A 23,940-nucleotide genomic window follows, 5' to 3' on the forward strand; every position below is an offset into this window, starting at 1 on the left:
GCTCAGTTCGCCTCCGTCCGCTCCGCGGTCACGAACAGGGTCTTGGGCGCGGCGTCCTCGATGTTGGGTGGTGGCCTGCGGTCGTGGCGGGCCATCAGCTCCTCGGCCGGTGTCACCGTCACGGCCCAGCCGTGGCGGCGCAACCAGGCGTCGACGTCCTCGCGCGGCTCCAGGTACCACAGGTCTTGCACCTCGGGGATTTCGCGTTGCGGCTCGAGCCTGGCCATCACCTCGCGCACCCGTTGCATCGTCTCGCGCCTCTTCGCGATGGCGTCCGGGACGAGGAAATCGGGGCCGGGCGCCTCCACGGCGACCCGGCTGCCGACGGCGCCGAGCGCCTGGACGCGCTCGAACAACAGCTCCTGGGCCGCCGCCGGCAAGAACGGCAACAGCCCCTCGGCCGACCAGGCGCTTGGCGCCGAGGCGTCAAAACCGGCCTGCCGCAACGCCGCCGGCCAGTCGTGGCGCAGGTCCACCGGAACGTGCACCGCCTCGCACTTGGGCTGCGCCCCACACTCCCGCAGCGCCGACGACTTGAATTCCAGCACCCTGGGCTGGTCGAGCTCGTACACCGTGACGCCGTCCGGCCACGGCAGCCGCCACGCCCGCGAGTCCAGGCCCGCCGCCAGGATCACCACCTGACGCACGCCGGAGCGGGTCGCGTCGAGGAAGAACTGGTCGAAGAACGACGTCCGCACGGCCATGTAGTCGACCATCCCCAGCATGCGCGGCTTCAGGTCGGGCTCGGCCTCGGTGATCTCGGCGGGCAGGTCGGGTGCGGCGAACCAGTTCCACATGCCGTCCCCCGCGGCGTCGAGGAAAACCCGCGCAAACGGGTCGCTGATCAGCGGGTTCTCGCTCTCGGTTTCGGCCGCGCGGGCCGCCGCGACGCCCAGTGCCGTCGCGCCCACGCTCTCGGTGATCTCCCAGGTGTCGTTGTCGGTTCTCGCCACGCTTATGCCCTCCAATTCGCTAGCACGCCTACGTATTGACCCTACGCGCGCCAGGTGAGAACGAGCTGTCCGTCAGGTTCCCCCGCACCGACCCCGAGGTATCCGGTTAAGTTGTCGGCGAGCCACCTACAGCGCGGCCCCAGCGACAAGGATCGTGGACATGCGGGTTGACGGGCGCGACATCAGCGTTTCGGGCGACTTGCTGCAACCGCTGACCCGGCGGACCAACGACATCCTGCGGCTGGGCGCCACCGTCGTGTTCTTCGGGATCGTCATCGCCGGTTCGCTGATCACCCGCCCGCAGTGGGTGGCGCTGGAAAAGTCGATCTCCGACGTCGTCGGGGTGCTGACGCCCACCCAATCCGATCTCGTTTACCTGGCGTACGGCATCGCGATCCTGGTGCTGCCGTTCGCGATCCTGACCGGGTTGATCGCCGCCCGGCAGTGGAAGCTGCTCGGCGCCTACGCCGCTGCGGGGCTGCTGGCCGTTCTTCCGCTGTCCATCGGCGGCAACGGCATCGCGGCGCCCCGGTGGCACTTCGACCTGACCGACCGACCGCAGACGGTGTTGGCCCAGATCCTGGACGACCCGCGGTGGATCGCCATGCTCGCGGCGGTGCTGACTGTGTCGGGTCCCTGGCTTCCCGCGCGCTGGCGGCATTGGTGGTGGACGCTGCTGCTGGCGTTCGTGCCGATCCACCTGTTCGTCAGCGCGATAGTCCCCGCCCGCTCCCTGCTGGGCCTGGCGGTCGGGTGGTTCGTCGGCGCGCTTGTGGTGCTGGTCGTCGGCACCCCCGCCCTCGAGGTGCCGCTGGACGGCGCCGTGCGCGCGCTGGCCAGGCACGGATGCGTGGTGTCCGCCCTGCATGTGATGCGGCCGGCCGGGCCCGGTCCGCTGGTCCTCTCGGCCGCGTGCGAGGACGCCGACTCGGCGCCCGACGCGGCCGCCAACGCCGCCGTCATCGAGCTGTACGGCCCCCATCAGCGCAGCGGCGGCGCGCTGCGCCAACTGTGGTGGAAGCTGAGGCTGCGCGGCTCCGAGACCGCGCCGCTGCAGACCTCGATGCGCCGCATCGTCGAGCACCGCGCGTTGATGGCCATCGCGATCGGTGATGTCGGCGTCGCCAACACGTCGACCATTGCGGTCGCCGAACTCGACCGCGGCTGGATGTTGTACGCGCACCGGCCCGTTCGGGGGGTTCCCCTGCGCGAATGCGCGGGCGCCACCCCGGTCGCGCGGGTGTGGGAGTCGCTGAAAGCCCTTCAGGACCAACAGATCTCGCATGGCGACCTGCGCGGCGACGAGATCACCGTGCACGACGGCGCGGTGCTGTTCGGCGGATTCGGCAGCGCCGAATACGGCGCCACCGAGGCCCAGATGCAGTCCGACGTCGCGCAACTGCTGGTGACGACATCGGCGCTGTACGACCCGAAGTCCGCGGTGGCCGCCGCGATCGACGCATTCGGCAAGGACACCGTCCTGACGGCATCGCGCCGGCTCACCAAAGCCGCTGTGCCGAAACGTGTTCGGCGGTCGATTGCCGACGCCGGCGCCGTCATCTCCGCTGCCCGGGCCGAGGTCATGCGCCAAACCGGTGCCGATCAAATCCAGGCCGCGACCATCACCCGGTTCAGCCGCGGCCAGTTCATCCAGCTCGTGCTGCTGGGCGCGCTGGTCTATGTCGCCTACCCCTTCATCAGCACGGTGCCGACGTTCTTCGCCGAGGTGCGAAACGCGAACTGGTGGTGGGCGCTGCTGGGCCTGACCGTCTCGGCGCTGACCTACGTGGGCGCGGCGGCCGCCCTGTGGGCCTGCACCGACGGCTCGGTGAGCTTCTGGAAGCTGTCGATTGCGCAGGTGGCCAACACCTTTGCCGCGACCACCACCCCGGCCGGCGTCGGCGGGCTGGCGCTGTCCACCCGGATCCTGCAGAAGGGCGGCCTGTCGGCGATGCGGGCCACCGCGGCGGTGGCGCTGCAGCAGTCGGTGCAGGTGATCGCCCACCTGGTGTTGCTGATCCTGTTCAGCACCGTCGCGGGCGCTTCGATGGACCTCAAGCATTTCGTCCCGGATGCCACGGTGCTGTACCTGATCGGGGGTGTGGCGCTGGGCATCCTGGGGACGTTTCTGTTCGTGCCCAAGCTGCGGCACTGGCTGGCGACGGCGATGCGCCCGCGGCTGAAGGAGGTGACCGACGACCTGGTCGAGCTAGCCCGCGAGCCGAAGCGGCTGGCGCTGATCGTACTCGGTTGCGCGGGAACGACTCTCGGTGCGGCGCTGGCGCTGTGGGCGAGCGTGGAGGCTTTCGGCGGCGGCGCGACGTTCGTCACCTGCACCGTGGTGACGATGGTCGGCGGAACGCTCGCCTCGGCCGCGCCGACGCCCGGCGGCGTCGGCGCCGTGGAAGCGGCGTTGATCGGTGGTCTGGCCGCCTTCGGCATACCCGCGGCCGTCGGTGTGCCGTCGGTCCTGCTGTACCGGGTGCTCACCTGCTGGCTGCCGGTGTTCGTCGGCTGGCCGGTGATGCGGTGGCTCACCGCGAACGAGATGGTCTGACGGGCGTCAGGGTTCGTCGATCTCGGTCGCGGTGACCACGAAGACCATCGTCCTCCTCACGCTGTCCCCGACCGTGGTGGTGAAGTAGACGGGGTAGTAGTAGTAGCCCGCGGGCATCGACCGGGCCACGGTGATCGCGACGGCGATGGAGGCCGAACCGTCGGCCGCGAACCGTCCCGACACGGGTGCCGCCGTGATTCCGTCGGCGAACGACGTCACACTGGTGACGTAGCCGTCGACGCCATCGATCATCCGTTGGGCATCGACCTCCACCGTCCCGGTCTTTCCGGGCGGGATCGCGACGACGGGACGGGAGACGTTGACGGTCACCGCCGAACTGCCCGTGCCGAACGACGGTGGCGCGGACGACTGCGCGGTCCCCCACACCTTGTTCGGGTAGGGCGAGAGCGCGAACTTCAGGTCACCGCCGGTCCGGATGATCGACTCCGGCAGCCAGGTGCGGTCGGTGGCCCGGCCGTCGACGGTCAGGCCGTCAATGTACTTCAGGTGGTGTGGCCCGGACGCACCCGGAGCGATGATCTGGATGGATTTCCCTCCCGGAAGCGCGATTACGGCCCGATCGAAAAGCGGCGCGGTCACGGTGAGGATGGGTGTGCCCGGGGTGCTGGGGTAGAGCCCGAGCGCCGCCCAGACATACCAGCTCGACAGGGCGCCGAGGTCGTCGTTGCCCGGCTCGCCGTCGGGCGTGGGACCGAACAGACCACGCACCCGGTCGACCGTGAGCTGGGTCTTCCACGGCTGACCGACGTAGTTGTACAGCCACGGCACCCCGAATCCCGGTTCGTTGCCGGCCCATAGATAGGGCTCGTTGGGGCCGACGTTGAGCTTCTTCGTGAAGCGGTCCAGCCGGTCGGCCACCGCCTTCCGGCCGCCCAGGGCGGTCACCAGCCCGGCGACGTTGTGCGGCACCCACCAGACGTATTGCTCGGCGTTGCCCTCGTCGAATCCCTCCTGCCCGAAGCCCGTTTGCGACTCCACGAAACCCGGTCCGGTGGCGAAGAATCCGTTCGGACCGCGCGGCGAGATGTATCGGGTGCTGGGATTGAACAGGTTCTGCCAGTTCTGCGACCGCTTCTGAAATTCGGCGGCGGTCGCGGCCTCATCGAGCGAGTCCGCGAATCGGGAGATGGCGAAGTCGTCGACCGACCACTCCAGCGTGATCGACGCGCCGACGCCGAACGCCGCCGTCTGCGGGGCGTAGCCCAGGCGCAGGTAGGTGTCGATGCCGGGCCGCTCCACGTAGCCGCCCAGTCCCACACCACCCTTGGTCGCCGCGTTCACCATGTAACGCAGCGCCGTCTTGCGGTCGAAGTCGTTGGCGCCGAAGGCGCTGAGGTTGGCGATCAGCGGCACCACGTTGTCCCCGCTCATCTCGCCCGTCGCTGAATTCGCAAGCGCCCAACGAGGATACGATCCGCTCTGTACGGCGTCGTCGACGAGCGACTGGGCCATGTCGCTGGCCTGCTCCGGGAAGAGCAGTCCCTGTAGCGCCGCCAGGCCGCGGTAGGTGTCCCAATCGGAGAAGTTGGCGTAGTGGGTGTGCCCCGCGGCGACGGTGTGCACGAAGCCGTCGAATCCGAGGTAGCGACCGTCCGCGTCGTTGAAGGTGTTGGGGTGCAGCAGCGATCGGTACAGACAGGTGTAAAAGGTGTCCAGGTCGTCGGCGCGCCTGCTGGCCACCGCGATGCGGGACAGCGTGGAGTTCCATTGCGACGACGCGGCGGCACGCGCCTCCTCGAAGCTCGCCCCGCCCTCGGCCTCCAGATTGGCGCGCGCGCCGTCGATGCCGAGATAGGAGATCGCGGTGCGCACCTCCAGCACCGAGCCGGTGGGAAACTCGACGTATCCCCCGGTGTAAGGCGAAGCGGCGCCGCGGATTCCGGGGTATACCCGATAGCCGTCCCACGTGCCGTAGGAGGTGAAGGGCTGGCTGAACTTCATCGCGAAATACACCGTGTAGGTGTTGTTCTTGCCGCAGAATCCGCCGCTGGTCGCCCATCCGGTGATGGTGCTGTTGTCCTCGCCGATCTGCATCGTCGCGCGGGAGTTGCCCGCCAGCGACACACCCGAGCGCACGTGCAGCAGGGCCGGCCGGCCATCGTGCGGATAACTGAACCGGCCGATGCCGGTGCGGGTGGTGGCGGTCAGTTCCGTGATGACGCCGGTGCCGGGGAATCTCACCGTGTAGTAGCCCGGCACGCCCTGCTCAGTGTCGTTGTGAGCGATCCGTTCCCACGCGTTCCAGGGCTGCGAGCCGGTCGGGTTGGTGGTCGGCAGCATCGAGATGTCGCCGAACGCGGCGCAGCCCACCGAGGCGTGGGTCATGCTGAACCCGGTCGAGCGCGAGTTGTCGTAGTTGTAGCCGGCGTAGTTGTCGAGGGTGTCCGGCGAGTACTGCACCATCCCGAAAGGCGTGGAGGCGCCGGGGAAGTTGTTGATCTCCCCCACCGTCTCCCCGCCCGTCCCGGTGCCGATCAGCGTGTCGACGTGATAGGCCGGGTTCGTGACCAGACCGGGCTCCCCGTCGTAAGCGATGGGCGGGGCCGCCGCGATGAACGTCAGGAAGACAGCGGTCGCCCCGATGAGCGCGATGACTGCCCTTCGCGACCGCATAGCTGTCTCTTACTGCATCACGGGTGTTCGCGTGGGCGATTCGGTCCCAGGCGGCGGTGCCGAATAATGCCCCGAAATCAACCAGCAACTTTCCGGACCGACTTGGGCTAGTCTCAATCAGCGTGGCCGGCGCTGGTACCGGCCCGATTTCCGGGAGTGCTGATAAATGAAACACTTGACCACAGCAACCATTACCGTGGCGCTGATTCTGGCGCTCGTGGGTTGCGGATCTAGCAACAAGAAATCCCCGTCGACGTCGACGTCCACGAGCACATCGACCTCGACGTCAACCTCGACGACGACGACCAGCGCGACACCGTCTGGGCAGGCCCACAAGAGCATCCTCGACTACTTCAACGAGAACCACATCACGCAGACCCCCGTTCATCGTGGCGATCCGGGCTCCCCCACGATCAGCCTGCCCATGCCCCCGGGCTGGCAGGTAGCCAACGAGAGCGGCGCGTCGTACGGCACCATCGCCTACTCGACGCCGTCGGATCCTTCCGATCCGCCGACGATCTCGGCGCTCGTCGCGAAGCTCGACGGCAATGCCGACCCGTCGAAGATCATCCAGTACGCCCCGGGCGAGGTGCAGAACCTGCCCGGCGCCCAGGTTTCCGGTGACGGAATGGCGTCCACCCTCAGCGGCTTTCAGGCCTGGCAGATCAGTGGCACCTACGTCAAGGGCGGCAAGACGCGGTTCGTCGGGCAGAAGACCGTGGTGATCCCCGGCCAGGGCGCGCTTTTCGTGCTTCAGCTCAACGCCGATTCGCTCGCCGCCGACCAGGGCCCGTTGACGGACGCGATGAACATCGTCGACGACCAAACCAGCATTTCCGTCTGAGTTCTGCAGCCGGATCGCGCCGCGGGACCAACGCGCTCCCGCGGCGCGCCGGCCTGTTCCCCCGGACACCGATTGGCCCTACGGTGTTGGGATGGCACGACAGTCGCACGCGATAGACGTCGGGCATCCGCCGACGGGCCTGCTTCGCATCGTCAACCCGATGCTGCGCTCCCTGCTGCGCACCCCGCTGGCCGGGGCGGCGCGCAAGCAGCTGATGGTGTTGAGCTTCACCGGACGAAAGACGGGGCGACGATTCTCACTTCCGTTGAGCGCCCACGTGATTGACAACGACCTCTACGCGCTGACCGGCGCCCCCTGGAAGCAGAATTTCCGCGACGGCGCCCCCGCCGAGGTCTTCTACGACGGCAAGACCACCGCCATGCGCGGTGAGCTCATCCGGGACCGCGCCGTCGTCGCCGATCTCTACTCGCGCTGCGCCCAGTCCTACGGCGTGCAGCGCGCGCAGCGGACGATCGGGTTGAAGTTTCGCGACCAGCGCATGCCGACGCTCGACGAGTTCGCCGAGGCCGTCGACCGGATGCACCTGGCGGCGGTGCGGTTGACTCCCGCCTCCGGGGAGGACGCTAGCGACTAGTCGGCGCCGTGGGCCGCGCGCGCTGGTGCGCCGTCAGCAGCGCCTGGTCGAATTTCGACCGCGAGGCGATGTGATGTTGGCCCAAAGCCGAGAAGTCGTCGGCGATCTGCTGGGCGATCACCGCGAGCTTCAAGTTGTGTACCTGCGACAGCGTTTTGAGCAGGTTGAACGCGGCATCCTCGTCGATGCCGTAGACCAGCATCAGCATGCCCTTGGTCTGGTCGATCGCCCCGCGGCGCTCGGCGATTTCGGCCACCCGTGCGGTGATGACGGCCTCGGAATCCTTCGGCTCGGAATCCCTCGGGGACGTGACGTCGATGTAGAAGCCGTGCGTCCCGACGACCCCACCGCCGTCGTCGCAGAACTGATCGCCCACCACGACGACCTGGTGGGTGACGCCGCCGGTGTCGATGATGCGATGCCGGGTGCTGAACGCCTGACGCTTGGTGACCATGTCGTTGATGGTCGCGGCCACCCGGCGGCGATCGTCGGGATGTTTGTGACCCAGCACCAGCTCGGTGGTCGGTGTGACGGTCCCGGGTTCGTAGCCGTGCATGCGCTGCACCTGCTCGGACCATTCCCAGCGCTGGTCCTCGAAATAGAAGCGAAACCAGCCCACGCGCTGCGGTGTGCCGCCGGCGAGGGCCTGCTCGACCGCTACGGCTTGACCGTCAAGTTCCCACGCCATGACACATCCCCCGGTCGCGCGGCCGGGAACTGGGCGTCCGCCGTTGCCCGGCCGAATTGTTGTTGGACCGCGGCCGCTTGCTGGAGCCGCTCGGCAGCGAGGCGACACAGTTCGCGGGATCGCCGCACTTGGTCTCGGGCGCGCTGGATGGTGCCGGCGGCAGAGCGCTGCAGCGCCTTCCCGGTGGCGCTGGGCCCCGTCCGCGGCCCGGCGTCGACGCCCGCGCGCAGGTCGGCGATCCGGCGGGCCGTTCGGGCGCGGTGCGCCTTCTGCCGGCATGCCGACGAGCAGTAGACCGCGTCCGAGCGCGCGGAGAAGCCGCCGCCGCAGATTGCGCAGGTCACCGCACTCATAGCCGTGACGTTACAGCTATTCAGAGTCGCTCGCGGAGCCTTTCGACGAGTCCGAGCAGCTTCGCGTGATGCGACCCCGCCCAGTAGATCCGCCCGCATTCGGCGCAGCGACTGAATTCCTGGTAGTAGCGGGCGGTCAACGGCTCGAGCTGGTCGATCACGTCGTCCTTGGCGACCGTGGCCAGCCGGCCGTTGCAGTGCACGCAACGAGTGAGGGGCGCCAGGCGCTGGCGCAGGTCCAGCCGCCTGATCACCTCGAGCGCCTGTTCCTCCGGATCCTGGGAGTGCACGAACAGGCCGTGCGTGATGGCGCGCCGCTTCAACAGGCCGCGATCGCGGGTCAGCAGGATGCGCTGTTCGTCCAGGCTGATGCGGGCCAGGGCCGCGTCGTCGGCGTCGCTCGACCACCACGTGTCGAAGCCGAGCACTCGGAGCAGGCGCGCGAGCCGTCCCAGGTTCACGTCGACGACGAACCGCGGATCGCGCAGCGGCACCGGCCGCAGCCTGGCGGTCGAACCGACGTCGAGCGCCTCGAACATCGGGTAGGCGGCGATGCGGTCGCCGGACGCCGGCCGGTGGTCGAAGTCCGCGGGGTCGCCGTTGACCAGGATGAGGTCGATTTCGGTGTGCGGAATGCCCATCGCCTCCAGCACGTCCTTGACGGTCTGGTGCGGCCGGAACGGGCGGCGCACGGTGGCGCCACGCAGCTCGGCCGCAAGGAAGTCGTTGAGCTCGGCGTACGCCCGCACCTCGACGTAGCCGGCCCCCGCCGGCTCGCCCACCTACCCGGGTCCCGCGCCCGCCGCCGCGTGGGTTCGGGTGATCACCGGCCGCTGAAACCCCTTGTCGCACAACGCCCGTCGCACCGCCTCGGTCACCGAATCCACCCGGTCGGCCGGCACCAGGGCGATCACGCAGCCCCCGAAGCCGCCGCCGGTCATCCGGGCGCCCAAAGCGCCCGCGCCGACGGCCGTGTCGGCGATCAGGTCGATGTGCTCGGTGGTGATCTCGAAGTCGTCGCGCATGGACTGATGCGAAGCGTTGCAGATGCGCCCGGCCTCGGCGAGGTCCGAAACGCGCAGCGCGGCAACGAAATCGAGGACCCGGCGATTCTCGGTGAGCACGTGGCGGGCGCGCCTGGCGTCGACGGGGTCGCTGAGCGCGGCCACAACCGAGGGTCCGCGGTCCTGCAGGTCGCGCAGTGACGACGCCCCCAGCTCGGCGGCCGCTCGCTCGCACGAGGCGCGCCGGGCCGCGTAGTCGCCGCCGGCGTGGCGATGGCGGGCCCGGGAGTCGATCAGCAGCAGCGCGACGCCGCTGCCGTCCGGGTCGAAGGGCACCGGCGCGACGGTGACGTCGCGAAAGTCGATCAGCAGCGCCGTCGACGGCTGCCCGAACAGCGCGGCCAGCTGGTCGAGCAAACCCGTTGGGGCGCCGACGTATTCGTTTTCGGCGCGCTGGGCCAGCCGCGCCTGGTCTTTGGCGTCGATGTGCACGCCGGCGGCCGACGCGATCGCGCCCAGGGCCGCGCATTCCAGTGCCGCCGAGGAGGACAGGCCCGACCCCATCTCCACGTCGCTGGTGATCGACATCGCGCCGCCGGGCACCGGGTGGCCGGCCTGCCGCAGCGCCCACACCACCCCGGCGACGTAGCCGGCCCAGCCGGTGACGCCGCCCGGCGCGGTGTCGAGCGGAATGCGCACCGAGCCGTCCACCCGGTCGCTGGTCACGGTGATCGCGTCGCCGCCGTCGGGAACGAACGTGGCCGTGGTGCGTTGCGGCAGCGCGATCGGCAGCGCGAACCCCAGGTTGTAGTCGGTGTGTTCGCCGATCAGGTTGATCCGCCCCGGGGCGGCGTATCGGACGGTCACCCGAGCTCCCGCAGCCGCTGGGCGACGGCCTCGGGCGTGACGTCGCTGATGAACGCGTCCATCGCCGATTCGGAGGCCGCCAGGTACTTGAGCTTGGTGGCGCTGCGCCGGATCGACATCAGCTCGACGTGAAAGTAGCCGTCGGCCTGGGCGTCGGACTCGGTGTACTGGTGCAGCGCCGAAATGTAGGGCAGCGGAGCCGAATACATCCGGTCGAACCGCGCCAGCACGTCGAGGTAGACCCGCGCGAACGCGTCCAGCTCCCCCTCGTCGAGATCGATTAGGTTGCGCACGAACCTGTTCGGGTAGATGTGCACCTCGACCGGCCAGCGCGCCGCGAACGGCACGAACACCGTGAACTGCTCGGTGCGGGCGATGACGCGGCCGCCGTCGGCGACCTCCCGCGCCAGCATGTCGGCAAAGAGGTTGCCGCCGTGGCGCATTCGATGCTCGCGCGCCTGCCGCAGCATGGCGGCGGTCCGCGGCGTCAGGAAGGGGTAGCCGTAGATCTGGCCGTGCGGATGAGTCAGCGTCACGCCGATTTCCTCGCCGCGGTTTTCGAAACAGAACACCTGCTCGACACCCGGCATCGCCAGCAGATCGGCGGTGCGGTGCCGCCAGGCGTCCACGACCAGCCGGGCATGCGCCGGCGCCAGCTCCGCGAACGACCCGGTGTGGTCGGCCGAAAAGCAGATCACCTCGCAGCGGCCGTGCCCCGGCGCCGACACGAAGCCGTCGGAGCTCGGCGCCGGCATCGGATCCGGGGCCCCCGACAGGCTCGGGAACCGGTTCTCGAAGACCACGACGTCGTAATCGGGGGCGGGCACCTCGCTGGTCAGCCCGGTCGGTCCCGGACACAGCGGGCACTGGTCCGCGGGCGGCTTGTAGGTGCGGTCCTGTCGCAGCGCCGCGACGATCACCCACTGCCCGGTGGACCGGTCCAGCCGCAGCTGCGACTGGTCGGGGTCGCGCGCCGGCAGCGGCCTGCGGTCCTCGACCGGCGCCGGCCGGCGCCCGGGCAGCGAGAAGAACAGCAGGTCACGGCCATCGGCCAGCTTCGCCCGCGTCGGCGCTGTCACGACGTTGAAGACTAGCTTGGCCGCCGCGACGCGGTTCGGGTAACCATGACGTGTATGCGGATCGCCATCAGCGGTGCCGGTGTGGCCGGGGCGGCGCTCGCCCACTGGCTGCATCGCACCGGGCACACTCCGACGCTGATCGAGCAGGCGCCGAAGTTCCGCACCGGCGGCTACATGATCGACTTCTGGGGCGTCGGCTACCAGGTGGCCAAACGGATGGGCATCGAAGACCAAGTCCGCGCCGCCGGATACGAGATCCAGCGGTTGCACTCCGTCGGCTCCCGAGGCGAGGTTAAGGCCGACGTGGACGCCGCCGTCTTTCGTCGCATGGTCGGCGACGACTTCACCAGCCTGCCCCGGGGCGACCTGGCCGCCGCGATCTACGCCACCGTCGAAGGCAAGGTCGAAACGATCTTCGGTGACAGCATCGTCGCCCTCGACGAACACGACGACGGCGTCCGGCTCGCCGTCGAGAAGGGCGCGCCGCGCGATTTCGACCTGGTGATCGGCGCCGACGGGCTGCACTCGAACGTGCGTCGGCTCGCCTTCGGGCCAGAGCAGAATTACGACCACTACCTCGGTTGCAAGGTCGCGGCTTGGGTGGTCGACGGCTACCGGCCCCGCGATGAGTTGGTTTACGTCATGTACGCCACCCCGGGCCACCAACTGGCACGCTGCGCGCTGCGCGGCGACCGCACCATGTTCCTGTCCATTTTCCGCGCACCGCGTGATGGCACCTCTGCGGCGCCAAAGGACGAGCTGCGCAACGAGTTCCGTGATGTCGGCTGGGAAGCCCGGGAGATCCTGGCGACACTCCACGACGTCCAAGACCTCTACTTCGACGTCGTCAGCCAGATCCGCATGGATCGCTGGTCGCGTGGCCGCACACTGCTGATCGGCGATGCGGCCGCGTGCATTTCGCTGTTGGGCGGCGAGGGCACCGGTCTGGCGATGACCGAGGCGTACGTGCTGGCCGGCGAGCTGGCGCGGGCCGGCGGGGATCACTGTCGCGCCTTCGAGGCCTACGAGGCGCGCCTGCGACCGTTCATCGAGGCCAAGCAATCCGGTGCGGAGAAAAACATTCCGTTCTTCGCGACGAAGACCCGCTTCGGCCTTTGGTTCCGCATCGTGGCGATGCGCACCATGAACTTCGGTCCGATAGCAAGGCTTTTCGCCAGCACGGTGATCGACGACTTCGATCTTCCCGACTACGGCATATAGATTAACGGCATGACCGAACCAGGCGCGGCCCGCGTGGCGGTCTACTTCGACTTCGACAACATCGTGATCTCGCGGTACGACCAGGTGATTGGGCGCAACTCGTTCCAGCGGGACAAGGCCAGCGGGCTCGAGCAGTATCACGAGCGGCTGGCCCGGGCCACGGTCGACGTCGGCGCGATCATCGACTTCGCGTCGTCGTTCGGGACGCTGGTGCTCACCCGCGCGTACGCGGACTGGTCGGCCGACGTCAACGCCGGGTATCGCGGACAGCTGGTGGCCCGCGCGGTCGATCTGGTGCAACTGTTCCCGGCGGCGGCCTACGGCAAGAACGGCGCCGACATCCGGCTGGCCGTGGACGCGGTCGAGGACATGTTCCGGCTGCCCGACCTGACCCATGTCGTGATCGTCGCGGGCGACTCCGACTACATCCCGCTGGCGCAGCGCTGCAAGAGGCTCGGCCGGTATGTCGTGGGCATCGGGGTGGCCGGCGCGTCGAGCCGGGCGCTCGCGGCGGCCTGCGACGAGTTCGTCATCTACGACGCGCTGCCCGGGGTGCCGGTGTTCGAGCCCGAACCGGTACCCACCGACGGTGAGGCGTCCAAGCCGAAGAAGCGCGCCGGAGGCAAGGCGGCCAAGCGCGAGGAGCCCGAGGAGCCACCGGATCCTCAGGCCGCCGCCACCGCGCTGCTGACCCGCGCACTGCAGATCGGTCTCGAGAAGGACGACGTCGACTGGCTGCACAACTCGGCGGTGAAGGCGCAGATGAAGCGCATGGACCCGTCGTTCAGCGAGAAGTCGTTGGGGTTCAAGTCCTTCAGCGATTTTCTGCGTTCGCGGTCCGACGTCGTCGAGTTGGACGAGAGTTCGACGACCCGGATGGTGCGGCTGCGCGCATCGGACTGAGCGATTTAGTCCACAGTTGCGGTTTTATCCACAGATTGCGCGATTGGCGATGTTGATTCGCACAGGTGTTCGATAAATTGGGGGCATGGGTGCGAGCAGTCGTGAGGAGATCGTCGAGGCCTTCGGCGCGCTCGACACCGCCCTGGACCGGTTGGGCGGCCTGTCCTTTGACGTGTTGACCAACCCGGAACGACTGCGGGCCCTCGAGCTGTTCGAATCGGCGGCGCGGCGGCTGCGCGCCCCGCAACACACCCTGATCAACCAAGTCGGCGCCCACGCCTGCGCCGAAGAGTTGGGCGGCACCCTGCGCACCGCGCTGGCCGAGCGGCTGCGCATCACCCGGGCCGAGGCCGGGCGGCGCATCGACGACGCCGAGGACCTGGGTGAGCGCCGCGCGCTGACCGGGCAGCCGCTGGCGCCGCGGTTGGCCGCGACCGCCACCGCCCAACGCGCGGGCCTCATCGGCGACGGGCACGTGAAGGTGATCCGCGGTTTCTTTGCCCATCTGCCCGCCGAGGTGGATTTGTCTATCCGGGAGGCCGCCGACGCGGATTTGGCCAAGCACGCCGCCCACTACCGGCCCGACGAGCTGGCCCGCTACGCCCAGCGGATCATGGACTGGCTGCACCCCGACGGCGACTTCAGCGATCAGGAAAGGGCGCGCAAGCGCGGGATCATCCTGGGCAAGCAGGAATACGACGGCATGTCGCGCATCAGCGGCATGATCACCCCCGAGCTGCGGGCCGCGATCGAGGCCATGCTGGCCAAGCTGGCCGCCCCCGGCGCCTGCAACCCCGACGACCAAACCCCGATCGTGGATGCGGCCCCGGATGAGGAGGCGGTGCGCCGCGATCACCGCACCGCAGCCCAGCGCAACCACGACGCTTTCCTGGCCGCCCTGCGTGGCTTGTTCGCCTCCGGGGAGCTGGGCCAACACAACGGGTTGCCGGTGTCGATCATCGTGAGCGCCACGCTGCGGGAGTTGGAGGCCGCCGCCGGCAAGGCGCTGACCGCCGGCGGCACCCTGGTGCCCATGTCGGATGTGATCCGCTGGGCCGGCCACGCCCATCATTACCTCGCGTTGTTCGATGGCGCCAAGCCGCTGGCCTTGTATCACACCAGGCGGCTGGCCTCCCCGGCCCAGCGCATCATGCTGTACGCCAAGGATCGCGGATGCACCAAGCCGGGTTGTGATGCCCCGGCCTATCACAGCCAAGTGCACCACGTAACAGGATGGACGAACACGCGGCGCACCGACATCACCGACCTCACCCTGGCCTGCGGCCCGGACAACAGACTCGTCGAAAAAGGCTGGACCACCCGCACCAACACAAGAGGCGAAACCGAATGGATACCACCCCCACACCTCGACCGCAGCCAACCCAGAACCAACAGCTTCCACCACCCCGAACGATTCCTGCGCGGCCAAGACGACGACGAACCCCATTGACGCTCAGCCCGCGTCAGGGCTCGGCGGGTGAACCGACGACCAGGGATGCGCCGATTCCAGTTGGGCGGCAACGCGAATGAGAACATCCTCCCGCCCGTAGGCGGCGGCCAGCTGCACGCCGATGGGCAGGCCGTCGGCATTGCGGTGCAGCGGGAGGCTGATCGCCGGCTGTCCGCTCATGTTGAACGGCGGTGTGAACGCGGCGAATTCGCCGCCGCGGCGCATCGGTGCCGTCGGATGCTCGGGATCGTTCTCGAATTCCGTTAGTGGGGGCGGCGGTTCGGCCACCGTCGGGGTGAGCAGCAGGTCCCAGCCGTCCGCCCACCACTGCTGCAGCGTGCGGCGGAAGGCCCAGGCCGCTTCCAGCGCCGCGGCGTAGTCGACTGCGCTGAGGTGCCGCGCCCGCTCGATCAGCACCCAGTTCACCGGCTCGATGTCCTCGGCGGTCACCTCGCGCCCGAGGGTCGCGCTGAACCCCCGCGCCGCCATCGCCAGTTGTGTCACCCACAGCCCCATGAATTTTGCCTGCAGGGTGGTGTCGGACAGGCAGGCCGGCCACGTCGGCTCGACGATGTGGCCGAGGCCCTCCAGCATCGACGCCGCCGAGCGGACCGCCTCGACGCAGTCCGGGTGTAGGAAGCCATCGCGCGGATGGACGTCGAGCAGGCCGATGCGCAGCCGACCGGGATCCGCCCCCACCTCCTCGAGATACGGGCGCAGCGGTGCCGGCGCGATCACACTGTCGCCGACCCCTGGACCGCGCACCGCGTCGAGCAGGCCCGCGGTGTCGCGCACCGTGCGGCTGACGCAGAGTTCAACCCCCAGCCCCGACTCGGAGCGCACCGGCCCGACGGTGATCCGGCCCTGGCTCGGCTTGAGGCCGACCAGCCCGCAGCACGAAGCCGGGATCCGAATGCTCCCGCCGCCGTCGGAGGCGTTGGCGAACGGCACCATCCCGACGGCCACCGCCGCGGCGGCGCCGCCACTCGAGCCGCCCGGCGTGCGATCCGGCGCCCACGGATTGCGGGTCGGGCCCCAGGCCAGCGGCTGCGTGGTCGGCAGGCTGCCCATCTCGGGGCTGTTCGTCCGCCCCGCGATCACCAGCCCCGCCGCCTTGAAGCGCGCCACCAGCGTGGTGTCGGCGGTGTCGATCTTGCCCGCCCGTTTGAGCGCGATGTTGCCGTTCGACAGGGTCTGACCGGCGAAGCTCGTGTAGAGGTCCTTGAGCAGGAACGGCACCCCGTGGAACGGCCCGCGCGGCAGGCCGGGGTCGGCGGCCACCGATCGGGCGTGCTCGAACCACTCGATGACGACGGCATTCAGCGACGGGTTGGACCGCTCGATCCGCTCGATCGCCGCCTCCAACAGCTCACCCGGCGTGACCTCGCCCTTCGCAACCAGCGCCGCCTGCGCCGTGGCGTCCATCCATCGCGTCTCGTCGGCAAGACCACCCATGGCTCATGGTGTACCACGTGTGATCGCGACCGCCGGAGTCGCGGTTGCGGCGGGCCGGCTTTACGCTCGTTGGTCATGCCCAGACACGCGGTCGCCCTCGTCGCGCCCGGTGTCTGTCTGGTCATCGCCTCGTGTTCGGCGACGGTGGCGCCGCCGCCGGTGACACCAACAACGACCCCGACAACCTCGACGACGACTTCCGCTTCGACGTCCGCCGCCCCTGCGCCGGGTCCGATAACCGGCCCCCTGGAAAAGGATTGGAAGAGCTACGGCGGAACGGCGTACTTCGGGTGTCCGGAAAGGTTCTCACTGACCAGGACGGCGCTCGCGGACATCCGCCCCAAAGTCTTCGATACGAAAACGGGACAGTACGTGGCGCCAGCGGTCCCCACTGTTCCCGCGGGCGAGAACCTCACCGGCGGCATGTGTGCGCTGACGGGCAGTGCGGATGGCTTGAGGGTCGTCTACCTGGTGACGACCGTCAAGCCGGCCGAGGCGCCGGCCCCCGAGGTCACCAAGACGACCGCCTACGCCTTCGATTTGACGTCGGGCCAGCCGCTGGCGACCAAGGAGCTGGGGCCGCCCACCCCGGACCTGAAATTGACCGCGCCGAGCGAATGGGGGCTCGCCGCAACCGCATCCGGTGTCGCGTGGGTGAACGCCTTCACCGACGGCCATGCCCCCACGTCACCGCCGCGGACCGTAATCCTTTCCGGCTCCGACCTCTCGGTGGCGTGGAGCGACCCGCAGCCCGCCCGGGCCTGGCAGGACGTCCTGGCGTTCCAGCGGAACCCGACCGAGGGCAACACGTCGGGCACTGAGCTGCGCCGGCCCAACGGCGAGGCGATCTATCAGGACAACGATGTGGTCGCCGTCGATGCCGAATTATCCGATGGCCCAGACAAACTCGTGAAGATCACGCATCAGGATTCGCCCGCCGCCGTGTCGACCATGTTCTTCGACCTGAACTCCAAATCAATTGTCAAGGTCGGCGATTCCGACAGAATCTCCGGCGGCGGGCTGTCGACAACGCTGTCGGACGGGAAGCTGTTCGTCGACGGCCGGGTCTCGGACACGTCGCAGTTCGGGTTCGGGGTGTGGAATCTGCGCACGCAGCACTGGGATTTGCTGAAAGGCCGCGAGGAGGCCATGAAGCTGCCGATTGCCAAACTGACCTTCTTCGGCGATCACCTCTACATCACGAACGTCGGCAACACGTTCTCGGTGATCGCCCTGCCCGGCACCGATCCGGTCGCCTCGAACTGGGCGGTCCGCCCGTTCGCGCGGATCAACGGGTGGACACTGGTGTGCCGCGGCGAGACCGCCGCCGACTCCACCGGCGAGTGCAAGGAGATCGTGATGGTGCAGGACCAGGACGGCCACTATCCCGGCCCGTGGTCCTGAGCCTTGCGGCATCGTCGGCTGACCCGGTGAACGCCGACTGCCCCTCGCGGAGCGTGCAATCGCCTATTCTGTGAAAACCGGGGGCCGGGAGCGGCGGAGGCTCGGATGACCGCAGCGATCGCGTGCCGCACGTGTGGCACCGAGCCGCGTGAGGGTGCGCGATTCTGTGATGCCTGTGGTGCACCAGTCACCGATCTCGATACCCGTGCGGAGTACAAGCAGGTAACCGTACTGTTCGCCGACGTGGTGCATTCGATGGACATCGCGGCGGCCGTCGGTGCGGAGCGGCTGCGCGAGATCATGGCCGACCTCGTCAACATCGCGACAGCGGTCGTCCAGCGCTACGGCGGCACGGTCGACAAGTTCACTGGTGACGGCATCATGGCCGTGTTCGGCGCACCGGTCGCGTTGGAGGACCATGCGACCCGTGCCTGTCTAGCGGCGCTCGGCATCCAACAGGAGACCGCGCGGTTGGCCGCCGGGGTCAACGCGCGGGACGGCATCGACCTGCAATTGCGGGTGGGGCTGAACTCCGGTCAAGTGATCGCCGGCGAGGTCGGCTCAAAGTCGTTGGGCTACACCATGGTCGGCGAGCAGGTCGGCATGGCCCAACGGATGGAAGCCGTCGCTCCGCCGGGCGGGGTGATGCTCAGCGCCTCGACAGCGCGACTTGTTGGTGGCGCTGCGGCACTCGGTGAGACCGAACTGGTTCAGGTCAAGGGTGCCGACGCGCCGGTGCCCGCCCGCCGGCTCTTGGGCATGGGCGAAGGGCATCGCGCCGTCATACGTGCCGAGTCGAGTCTGGTCGGTCGAGGCTGGGAGATGTCCACTGTCGAGGGCTTGTTGGGGCGCGCCATCGATGGCCAAGGCGCTGTGGTCGGCGTGGTGGGGTCACCCGGCATCGGTAAGAGCCGCTTGGTGCGCGAGGCCTCCGCGCTAGCTCGTAGCCGCGACGTGGAGGTGGTCACCACCTTCTGCGAATCGCACGCCGCGGACGTTCCGTTCCGTGTCGTCGCCCGGCTGTTGCGCACGACCACCGGGGTCGAGGACCTTGACGCGGCGTTGGCCCGCGCCCAGGTCCGCGCCAGGATTCGCGATGCGGACCCCGAGGACTTGCTGCTATTGGACGATCTGTTGGGCATCGCGGACCCGAATGCTCCCCTGCCGGCAATCGATCCCGATGCTCGTCGGCGGCGGTTGACGGCATTGCTGAATGCCGCTTCCTTGGCGCGGAAAACGCCGGTGCTGTACGTCATCGAGGACGCCCACTGGATCGACGAGGTCAGCGAGTCGATGATCGCCGCCTTCGTGATGGTGATTCCGCAGACGCCCTCGCTGGTGCTGGTCACCTACCGACCGGAGTACGAGGGGGCGTTGGCTCGGGTCCACGGTGCTCAAACCCTCGCCCTTGCGCCGCTGAGTGATTCGGAAACCGCGGCGCTGGTCTCGGAGCTGCTTGGCCCCGACCCCTCGGTTGGTGCGCTGGGCGAGAAGATCGCCGAGAGGGCCTCGGGGAACCCGTTTTTCGCCGAGGAGATCGTGCGGGAATTGGCCGAGGGCACTGTGCTGCACGGCGAGCGCGGTGGCTACGTGTCGACAGCCGATGTTGGCGAGGTCAGCGTGCCCGCCACCTTGCAGGCAACCATCGCCGCTCGCATCGACCGCCTGGACCCGGCGGCCAAGCGCACATTGGGCGCAGCGGCGGTGATCGGTTCGCGGTTCGGCCTTGAGTTGCTGGAAACGCTTGGCGTTGAACCCATCGTCGAGGACCTTGTGGAGGCCGAATTCGTCGATCAGGTGAGGTTCACCCGAGGACCGGAGTATGTATTCCACCATCCGCTGATTCGCGCGGTGGCCTACGAAGCACAGCTGAAATCGGATCGCGCCGAGCTGCACCGTCGCGTCGCGGCCGCGATCGAGTCGCGCGACCCGGCAGCGGCCGAGGAGAACGCAGCCCTGATAGCCGAGCATCTGGGGGCCGCCGGTGATTTGCGCGCCGCCTACGGCTGGCACATGCGCGCGGCAACGTGGGCGACCAACCGCGACATCAATGCCGCCCGCCTGAGCTGGGAGCGTGCTCAACAGATCGCCGATGCCCTACCTGCGGATGACCCGGACCGGGCGGCCATGCGCATCGGCCCGCGCACCATGTTGTGCGGGATCGCCTGGCGAGTCCATGAACGTGTGGCCGGTGACCGGTTCGATGAACTGCGGGAGTTGTGTGCCGTCGCCGGGGACAAGGCGTCGCTGGCCATCGCGATGGCCGGGTTGGTGGTTGATCACACGTATCAGGCCCGGTTGCGCGAGGCGTCGCAGCTGGCATCCGAGGCCATGGCCCTCCTCAACTCGATCGGCGATGAAACCTTGACGGTTGGGCTGTCTTTCGCGTTGATCTACGCCAAGGGCCAGAACGGCGAGTGGTGTGACGTCCTGCGGTGGTCACAGTGCGTCATCGACCTGGCCGACGGTGATCCGTCGAAGGCCAACTTTCTTGTCGGGTCTCCGTTGGCGCTTGCCTTTACGGGTCGGGCCATACCTCGTTATTGGCTGGGTCGTCACGGATGGCGAGACGACATGGATCGCGCTTTGGCAATGGCCCGCGGAGCCGACCCGATGTCCTACGCCTTGGTCGTCACCTACGTCTACTTCCCGGCAATACCCTTTGGTGTGCTGACGCCCGATGATTCCGTGATGCGCGAGATCGAGGTTGCCCTGGAGGTCGCCGAACGATCCGGGGATGACACCGCGCTGGCCATCACCCAGGCGACCATGGGCACGGCGCTGGTGCACCGCCAATCGGCTGCGGAGCGCGACCGCGGACACGAGCTGCTGGCCGGGGTCAGCGAGGCGTTGCTGCGCCGGGGAGACCTCCTGTGCGATGTACCGCTCGTCAACATGTATTTGACGCGTGAGCGGGCTCGACGTGGGGATCGCGATGCGGCCATTCCGCTCATGCGCTCCACCGCCGACGATCTGTTCCGTGACGGGCAGCTCGTGTGGTGGGGCATGCCCGCGACGGGTGTCCTGGTGGAGACCCTGCTGGATCGCGGCGCCGACCGTGACGTGGCCGAAGCCGACGCGGCGATCGAGCGGTTGGCGTCGGCGCCGGCCGACGAGGGTCTGGCGATACGTGACGTCTGGCTGCTGCGGCTTCGGGCACTGCTGGCGCGGGCTCACGATGATGCCGCGGCATATGCGGACTTCCGGGATCGCTATCGCGACATGGTGAAAACGCTTGGCTTCGAAGGGCATATCGCCTGGGCCGAGGCGATGCCATGACGGTGGCTGCTCCTTCCGGGGTGGTGACGTTCCTGTTCACCGATATCGAGGGTTCGACCCGTCGGTGGGAGTCCGACGCCGACGCAATGCGGTCGGCCCTCGCCGCGCACGACAAGGTGTTGCGCACGGCGATCGAGGCGCATGACGGGTTCTTGTTCAGCCACACGGGCGACGGTGTCGTGGCGGCCTTCGCGTCGCCGATCGCTGCCGTGAACGCCGCGATCGATGCGCAACGGGAGTTGCAGTTGCCGGTGCGAATGGGATTGGCGACCGGCGAGGCCGAGATGCGAGACGGGGACTACTTCGGTGCCGTGCTCAATCGCGCCGCTCGGGTGATGGCCGCCGGGCACGGCGGGCAGATCCTGCTGGCGGATTCGACGGCGGGTCTGCTCAGCGGAGTGCAGCTGGTCGATCTGGGGGCGCGGCGGTTGCGGGATGTGCCGATGCCGGTGCAGGTGTTTCAGGTCCGCGCCGACGGCCTGCGCGCGGACTTTCCGGCCCTGCGGGCGCTGGATGGCCGTCCCGGGAACCTGCAGCCTTCGGTCACCAGCTTCATCGGGCGTCAGCCGGAGGTCGCCGAGCTGCAAGCCGCGGCGAAGGCCCATCGGTTGGTGACGTTGACCGGGGTGGGCGGGGTCGGCAAGACCCGCCTGGCGCTCGAGGTCGCGGCGCGGCTGGCCGACGAATTCCCCGACGGGGCCTGGTTTTTCGACTTGGCCGCGGTCGCCGATCCGGCGGCGGTGCCCGACGCGGTGGCCGCTGTGCTGGGCATCATCCAACAGCCCGGGAAGAGCGTGGCCGACAGCATCGCGGCCGCGTTGGAGGGCAGAGCCCGGCTCCTGGTGTTCGACAACTGTGAGCACGTGCGCGACGCCACCGCCGATCTCGTCGAGGCGATCCTCGCGGCATCGGCGACAGTGAAGATTCTGGCCACCAGCCGCGAGGCACTCGGGGTCGTCGACGAACAGTTGTGGCCGGTGCCGTCGCTGGATGCCGACGCGGCCGCGGCTCTATTCGTCGAACGCGCCCGCCGCGTGGCTCCGGCTTTCGTGGCCGACGACACCGGCGCGGTCACCGAGATCTGCCGCCGCCTCGACGGGATCCCACTTGCCATCGAGTTGGCGGCCGCGCGCATGGCGTCGATGACCGCCAGCGAGGTCCGGGATCGACTCGATCAGCGGTTCCGGCTGCTCGTCGGTTCGCGCCGCGGCCTGTCACGCCACCAAACGCTGCACCACGCGGTGGCGTGGTCCTACGACCACCTCGATGACGCGGAGAAGCGCGTGCTGGAGCGGTGTTCGGTGTTCGCCGGTGGATTCGACCTCCAAAGCGCCTGCGCCATAACGGGATCCCCAGACGCCCCAGATGAATTCGCCACCCTGGATCTGCTGGATGCCCTGGTGCGCAAGTCGCTCCTGGTCGCTGACCGGTCTTCCGGGCGGACCCGGTTTTCGATGCTGGAGACGATTCGCCAGTTCGCCGAGGATCAACTCGTCGCGAGCGGTGAGGCGGATGACGTGCGAAACGCCCACGCCCGCTACTTCGCCGAGCGCGAGGCCGACGTCCTGGCCTTATGGGACAGCCCCCGACAGCGAGAGGCCTACGAATGGTTCAGGGCCGAACTGGCCAACCTGCGCACGGCGTTTCCGTGGGCCGCCGATCACGGTGACGTCGACGTGGCGGCTCCCATTGCGATATACGGCCCGATCCTGGGCAATCAGGGTGGAAATTACGAGCCGATAGCCTGGGCCGAAGAGCTGATCGAGCCCGCCCGCGCCGTCGACCATCCCCGGCTGGGCGTCCTGTACGTGATGGCGTCGACGTGCTACATGGTCGGGCGGACCGGGGCGGCCGTCGGGTACAGCGACGCCGGTCTGGCGCTTCTCGACAGCGGCCGAGACTACGAGCTGCCGTTCGGCGACGAGGGCGTGCTCGGCGGTCCATACCTATTCAACGGGGAGCCCATACGGCAGGTCGAGTGGTGCCGCGCCCAGCTGGCACGCGGTCGCGACACCCATGCCCAGACCCAGACACAGCTGGTCATCGCACTGGTGGCCGCCGGTGCTGTCGACGAGGCGATGACGGCCACCGAGGGCCTGATCGACGCCGCCGAAGCCACCCGCAACCCCTATATGCTCTCACTCGCGCTTTTCGCCTACGGGTTTGCCTTTCGCGACGCCGATCCCGCCGCGGCACGGGAGGCCATGCGCCGCGGCATGGTGGTCGCTCGGGACAGCGGCAACCGCTTCACCGAAGCAGGCCTGGCGGTCGCCCTGTCCACCCTCGAGGCCACGCACGGCGACGCGGTAGCCGCGCTCGACTATGTCTTGGTGGCTATCCGCCACTTCGACGACGCTGGCAACACCGGCCATATCGGCGTTCCCCTGGCTGTCCTCATCGTCCTGTTGGATAGGCTCGGACGCTGCGAACCGGCCGCGGTCATCGCCGGTTTCGGCGTCGATCCCCTCAGCACGGCGGGCTTCCCTCAAGTCAACACGACGCTCACGCACCTGCGAGATGTGCTCGGTGAGGCGACTTACGAATCGCTCGCCCGCAGGGGCCAGACGATGACGGCCGCCGAGGTGGCGACGTACGCCTACGACCAAATCGACCGGGCCCGAGCGGAACTGGAAGGGGTCTCGAAATAGACCCCA

17 protein-coding genes and 1 pseudogene are annotated in these 23,940 nt (G+C 68.6%); 9 read left to right on the forward strand and 9 right to left on the reverse strand.

The features are described from left to right. Positions 1 to 2: 2 nt before the first annotated feature. Positions 3 to 953, reverse strand: a complete 951-nt coding sequence (locus tag OQ968_RS20200; RefSeq protein ID WP_324681046.1) for a class I SAM-dependent methyltransferase — start codon at positions 951 to 953, stop codon at positions 3 to 5. A 160-nt stretch (positions 954 to 1,113) separates the two neighbouring features. Between OQ968_RS20200 and OQ968_RS20205 the strand changes: the two genes are divergently transcribed. Continuing rightward, entirely contained in the window at positions 1,114 to 3,510 is a 2,397-nt protein-coding gene (locus OQ968_RS20205) for a lysylphosphatidylglycerol synthase transmembrane domain-containing protein (protein ID WP_324681047.1), read from the forward strand. Positions 3,511 to 3,516: 6 nt separating this feature from the next. Here the strand turns inward: OQ968_RS20205 and OQ968_RS20210 are convergent, their stop codons facing one another. Beyond that, a complete protein-coding gene (locus tag OQ968_RS20210) occupies positions 3,517 to 6,144 on the reverse strand; it encodes a GH92 family glycosyl hydrolase (protein WP_324681048.1) in 2,628 nt (875 codons plus the stop codon). 166 nt (positions 6,145 to 6,310) lie between these two features. On the opposite strand from OQ968_RS20210, the gene OQ968_RS20215 reads away from it, so the two are divergent. Together OQ968_RS20215 and OQ968_RS20220 are read left to right on the forward strand one after the other, a co-directional pair. Further along, entirely contained in the window at positions 6,311 to 6,988 is a 678-nt protein-coding gene (locus OQ968_RS20215; RefSeq protein WP_324681049.1) for an LpqN/LpqT family lipoprotein, read from the forward strand. A 91-nt stretch (positions 6,989 to 7,079) separates the two neighbouring features. Then, positions 7,080 to 7,583 (forward strand): hypothetical protein, encoded by a 504-nt coding sequence (locus tag OQ968_RS20220; RefSeq protein WP_324681050.1) that lies wholly within the window; start codon positions 7,080 to 7,082, stop codon positions 7,581 to 7,583. On the opposite strand, the gene OQ968_RS20225 is transcribed toward OQ968_RS20220, so the two are convergent. From OQ968_RS20225 to OQ968_RS20250, 6 genes and pseudogenes are all read right to left on the reverse strand, one after another. Beyond that, a complete protein-coding gene (locus OQ968_RS20225) occupies positions 7,573 to 8,271 on the reverse strand; it encodes a PAS and ANTAR domain-containing protein (RefSeq protein ID WP_324681051.1) in 699 nt (232 codons plus the stop codon). The two genes, OQ968_RS20220 and OQ968_RS20225, sit on opposite strands and share 11 nt — an antisense overlap. Continuing rightward, on the reverse strand, positions 8,241 to 8,624 hold the full coding sequence (locus tag OQ968_RS20230) for a hypothetical protein (RefSeq protein WP_324681052.1): 384 nt from the start codon (positions 8,622 to 8,624) through the stop codon (positions 8,241 to 8,243). The genes OQ968_RS20225 and OQ968_RS20230 overlap by 31 nt, the downstream gene beginning before the upstream one ends. 20 nt (positions 8,625 to 8,644) lie before the next feature. Further along, positions 8,645 to 9,406 (reverse strand): Mut7-C RNAse domain-containing protein, encoded by a 762-nt coding sequence (locus OQ968_RS20235; RefSeq protein WP_324681053.1) that lies wholly within the window; start codon positions 9,404 to 9,406, stop codon positions 8,645 to 8,647. Further along, on the reverse strand, positions 9,407 to 10,495 hold the full coding sequence (locus tag OQ968_RS20240) for a galactokinase (RefSeq protein WP_324681054.1): 1,089 nt from the start codon (positions 10,493 to 10,495) through the stop codon (positions 9,407 to 9,409). It lies immediately after the preceding gene. Continuing rightward, positions 10,492 to 11,529, reverse strand: coding sequence for a galactose-1-phosphate uridylyltransferase (gene galT, locus OQ968_RS20245; protein WP_420715968.1), 1,038 nt, complete (start codon positions 11,527 to 11,529; stop codon positions 10,492 to 10,494). Before galT ends, OQ968_RS20240 begins: the two co-directional genes overlap by 4 nt. Next, positions 11,503 to 11,574 (reverse strand): annotated as a pseudogene (locus OQ968_RS20250) (galactose-1-phosphate uridylyltransferase); the annotation flags it as partial. The pseudogene OQ968_RS20250 and the gene galT, both read right to left, overlap by 27 nt. Before the next feature lie 54 nt (positions 11,575 to 11,628). Here OQ968_RS20250 and OQ968_RS20255 point away from each other — a divergent pair. The 3 genes from OQ968_RS20255 to OQ968_RS20265 all read left to right on the forward strand — a co-directional run bounded on the left by OQ968_RS20255 (position 11,629) and on the right by OQ968_RS20265 (position 15,148). Continuing rightward, a complete protein-coding gene (locus tag OQ968_RS20255; protein ID WP_324681055.1) occupies positions 11,629 to 12,795 on the forward strand; it encodes an FAD-binding domain in 1,167 nt (388 codons plus the stop codon). 9 nt (positions 12,796 to 12,804) lie between these two features. After that, positions 12,805 to 13,698 (forward strand): NYN domain-containing protein, encoded by an 894-nt coding sequence (locus tag OQ968_RS20260; protein ID WP_324681056.1) that lies wholly within the window; start codon positions 12,805 to 12,807, stop codon positions 13,696 to 13,698. Between the two features lie 85 nt (positions 13,699 to 13,783). Further along, entirely contained in the window at positions 13,784 to 15,148 is a 1,365-nt protein-coding gene (locus OQ968_RS20265) for an HNH endonuclease signature motif containing protein (protein ID WP_324681057.1), read from the forward strand. A gap of 3 nt (positions 15,149 to 15,151) precedes the next feature. On the opposite strand, the gene OQ968_RS20270 is transcribed toward OQ968_RS20265, so the two are convergent. Next, on the reverse strand, positions 15,152 to 16,603 hold the full coding sequence (locus OQ968_RS20270; RefSeq protein ID WP_324681058.1) for an amidase: 1,452 nt from the start codon (positions 16,601 to 16,603) through the stop codon (positions 15,152 to 15,154). 75 nt (positions 16,604 to 16,678) lie between these two features. On the opposite strand from OQ968_RS20270, the gene OQ968_RS20275 reads away from it, so the two are divergent. From OQ968_RS20275 to OQ968_RS20285, 3 genes are all read left to right on the forward strand, one after another. Beyond that, the gene (locus tag OQ968_RS20275; RefSeq protein WP_324681059.1) at positions 16,679 to 18,007 is read left to right on the forward strand and encodes a hypothetical protein; all 1,329 of its coding nucleotides are present in this window, start codon (positions 16,679 to 16,681) and stop codon (positions 18,005 to 18,007) included. A gap of 105 nt (positions 18,008 to 18,112) precedes the next feature. Further along, positions 18,113 to 21,286, forward strand: a complete 3,174-nt coding sequence (locus OQ968_RS20280) for an ATP-binding protein (RefSeq protein WP_324681060.1) — start codon at positions 18,113 to 18,115, stop codon at positions 21,284 to 21,286. After that, positions 21,283 to 23,934 carry an ATP-binding protein gene (locus tag OQ968_RS20285; RefSeq protein ID WP_324681061.1) on the forward strand — a complete coding sequence of 884 codons (2,652 nt, stop codon included), beginning with the start codon at positions 21,283 to 21,285 and terminating at the stop codon, positions 23,932 to 23,934. The genes OQ968_RS20280 and OQ968_RS20285 overlap by 4 nt, the downstream gene beginning before the upstream one ends. The last annotated feature ends 6 nt before the right edge of the window (positions 23,935 to 23,940 follow it).

This window comes from Mycobacterium sp. 663a-19 (genome assembly GCF_035616495.1).
Lineage (GTDB): Bacteria > Actinomycetota > Actinomycetes > Mycobacteriales > Mycobacteriaceae > Mycobacterium.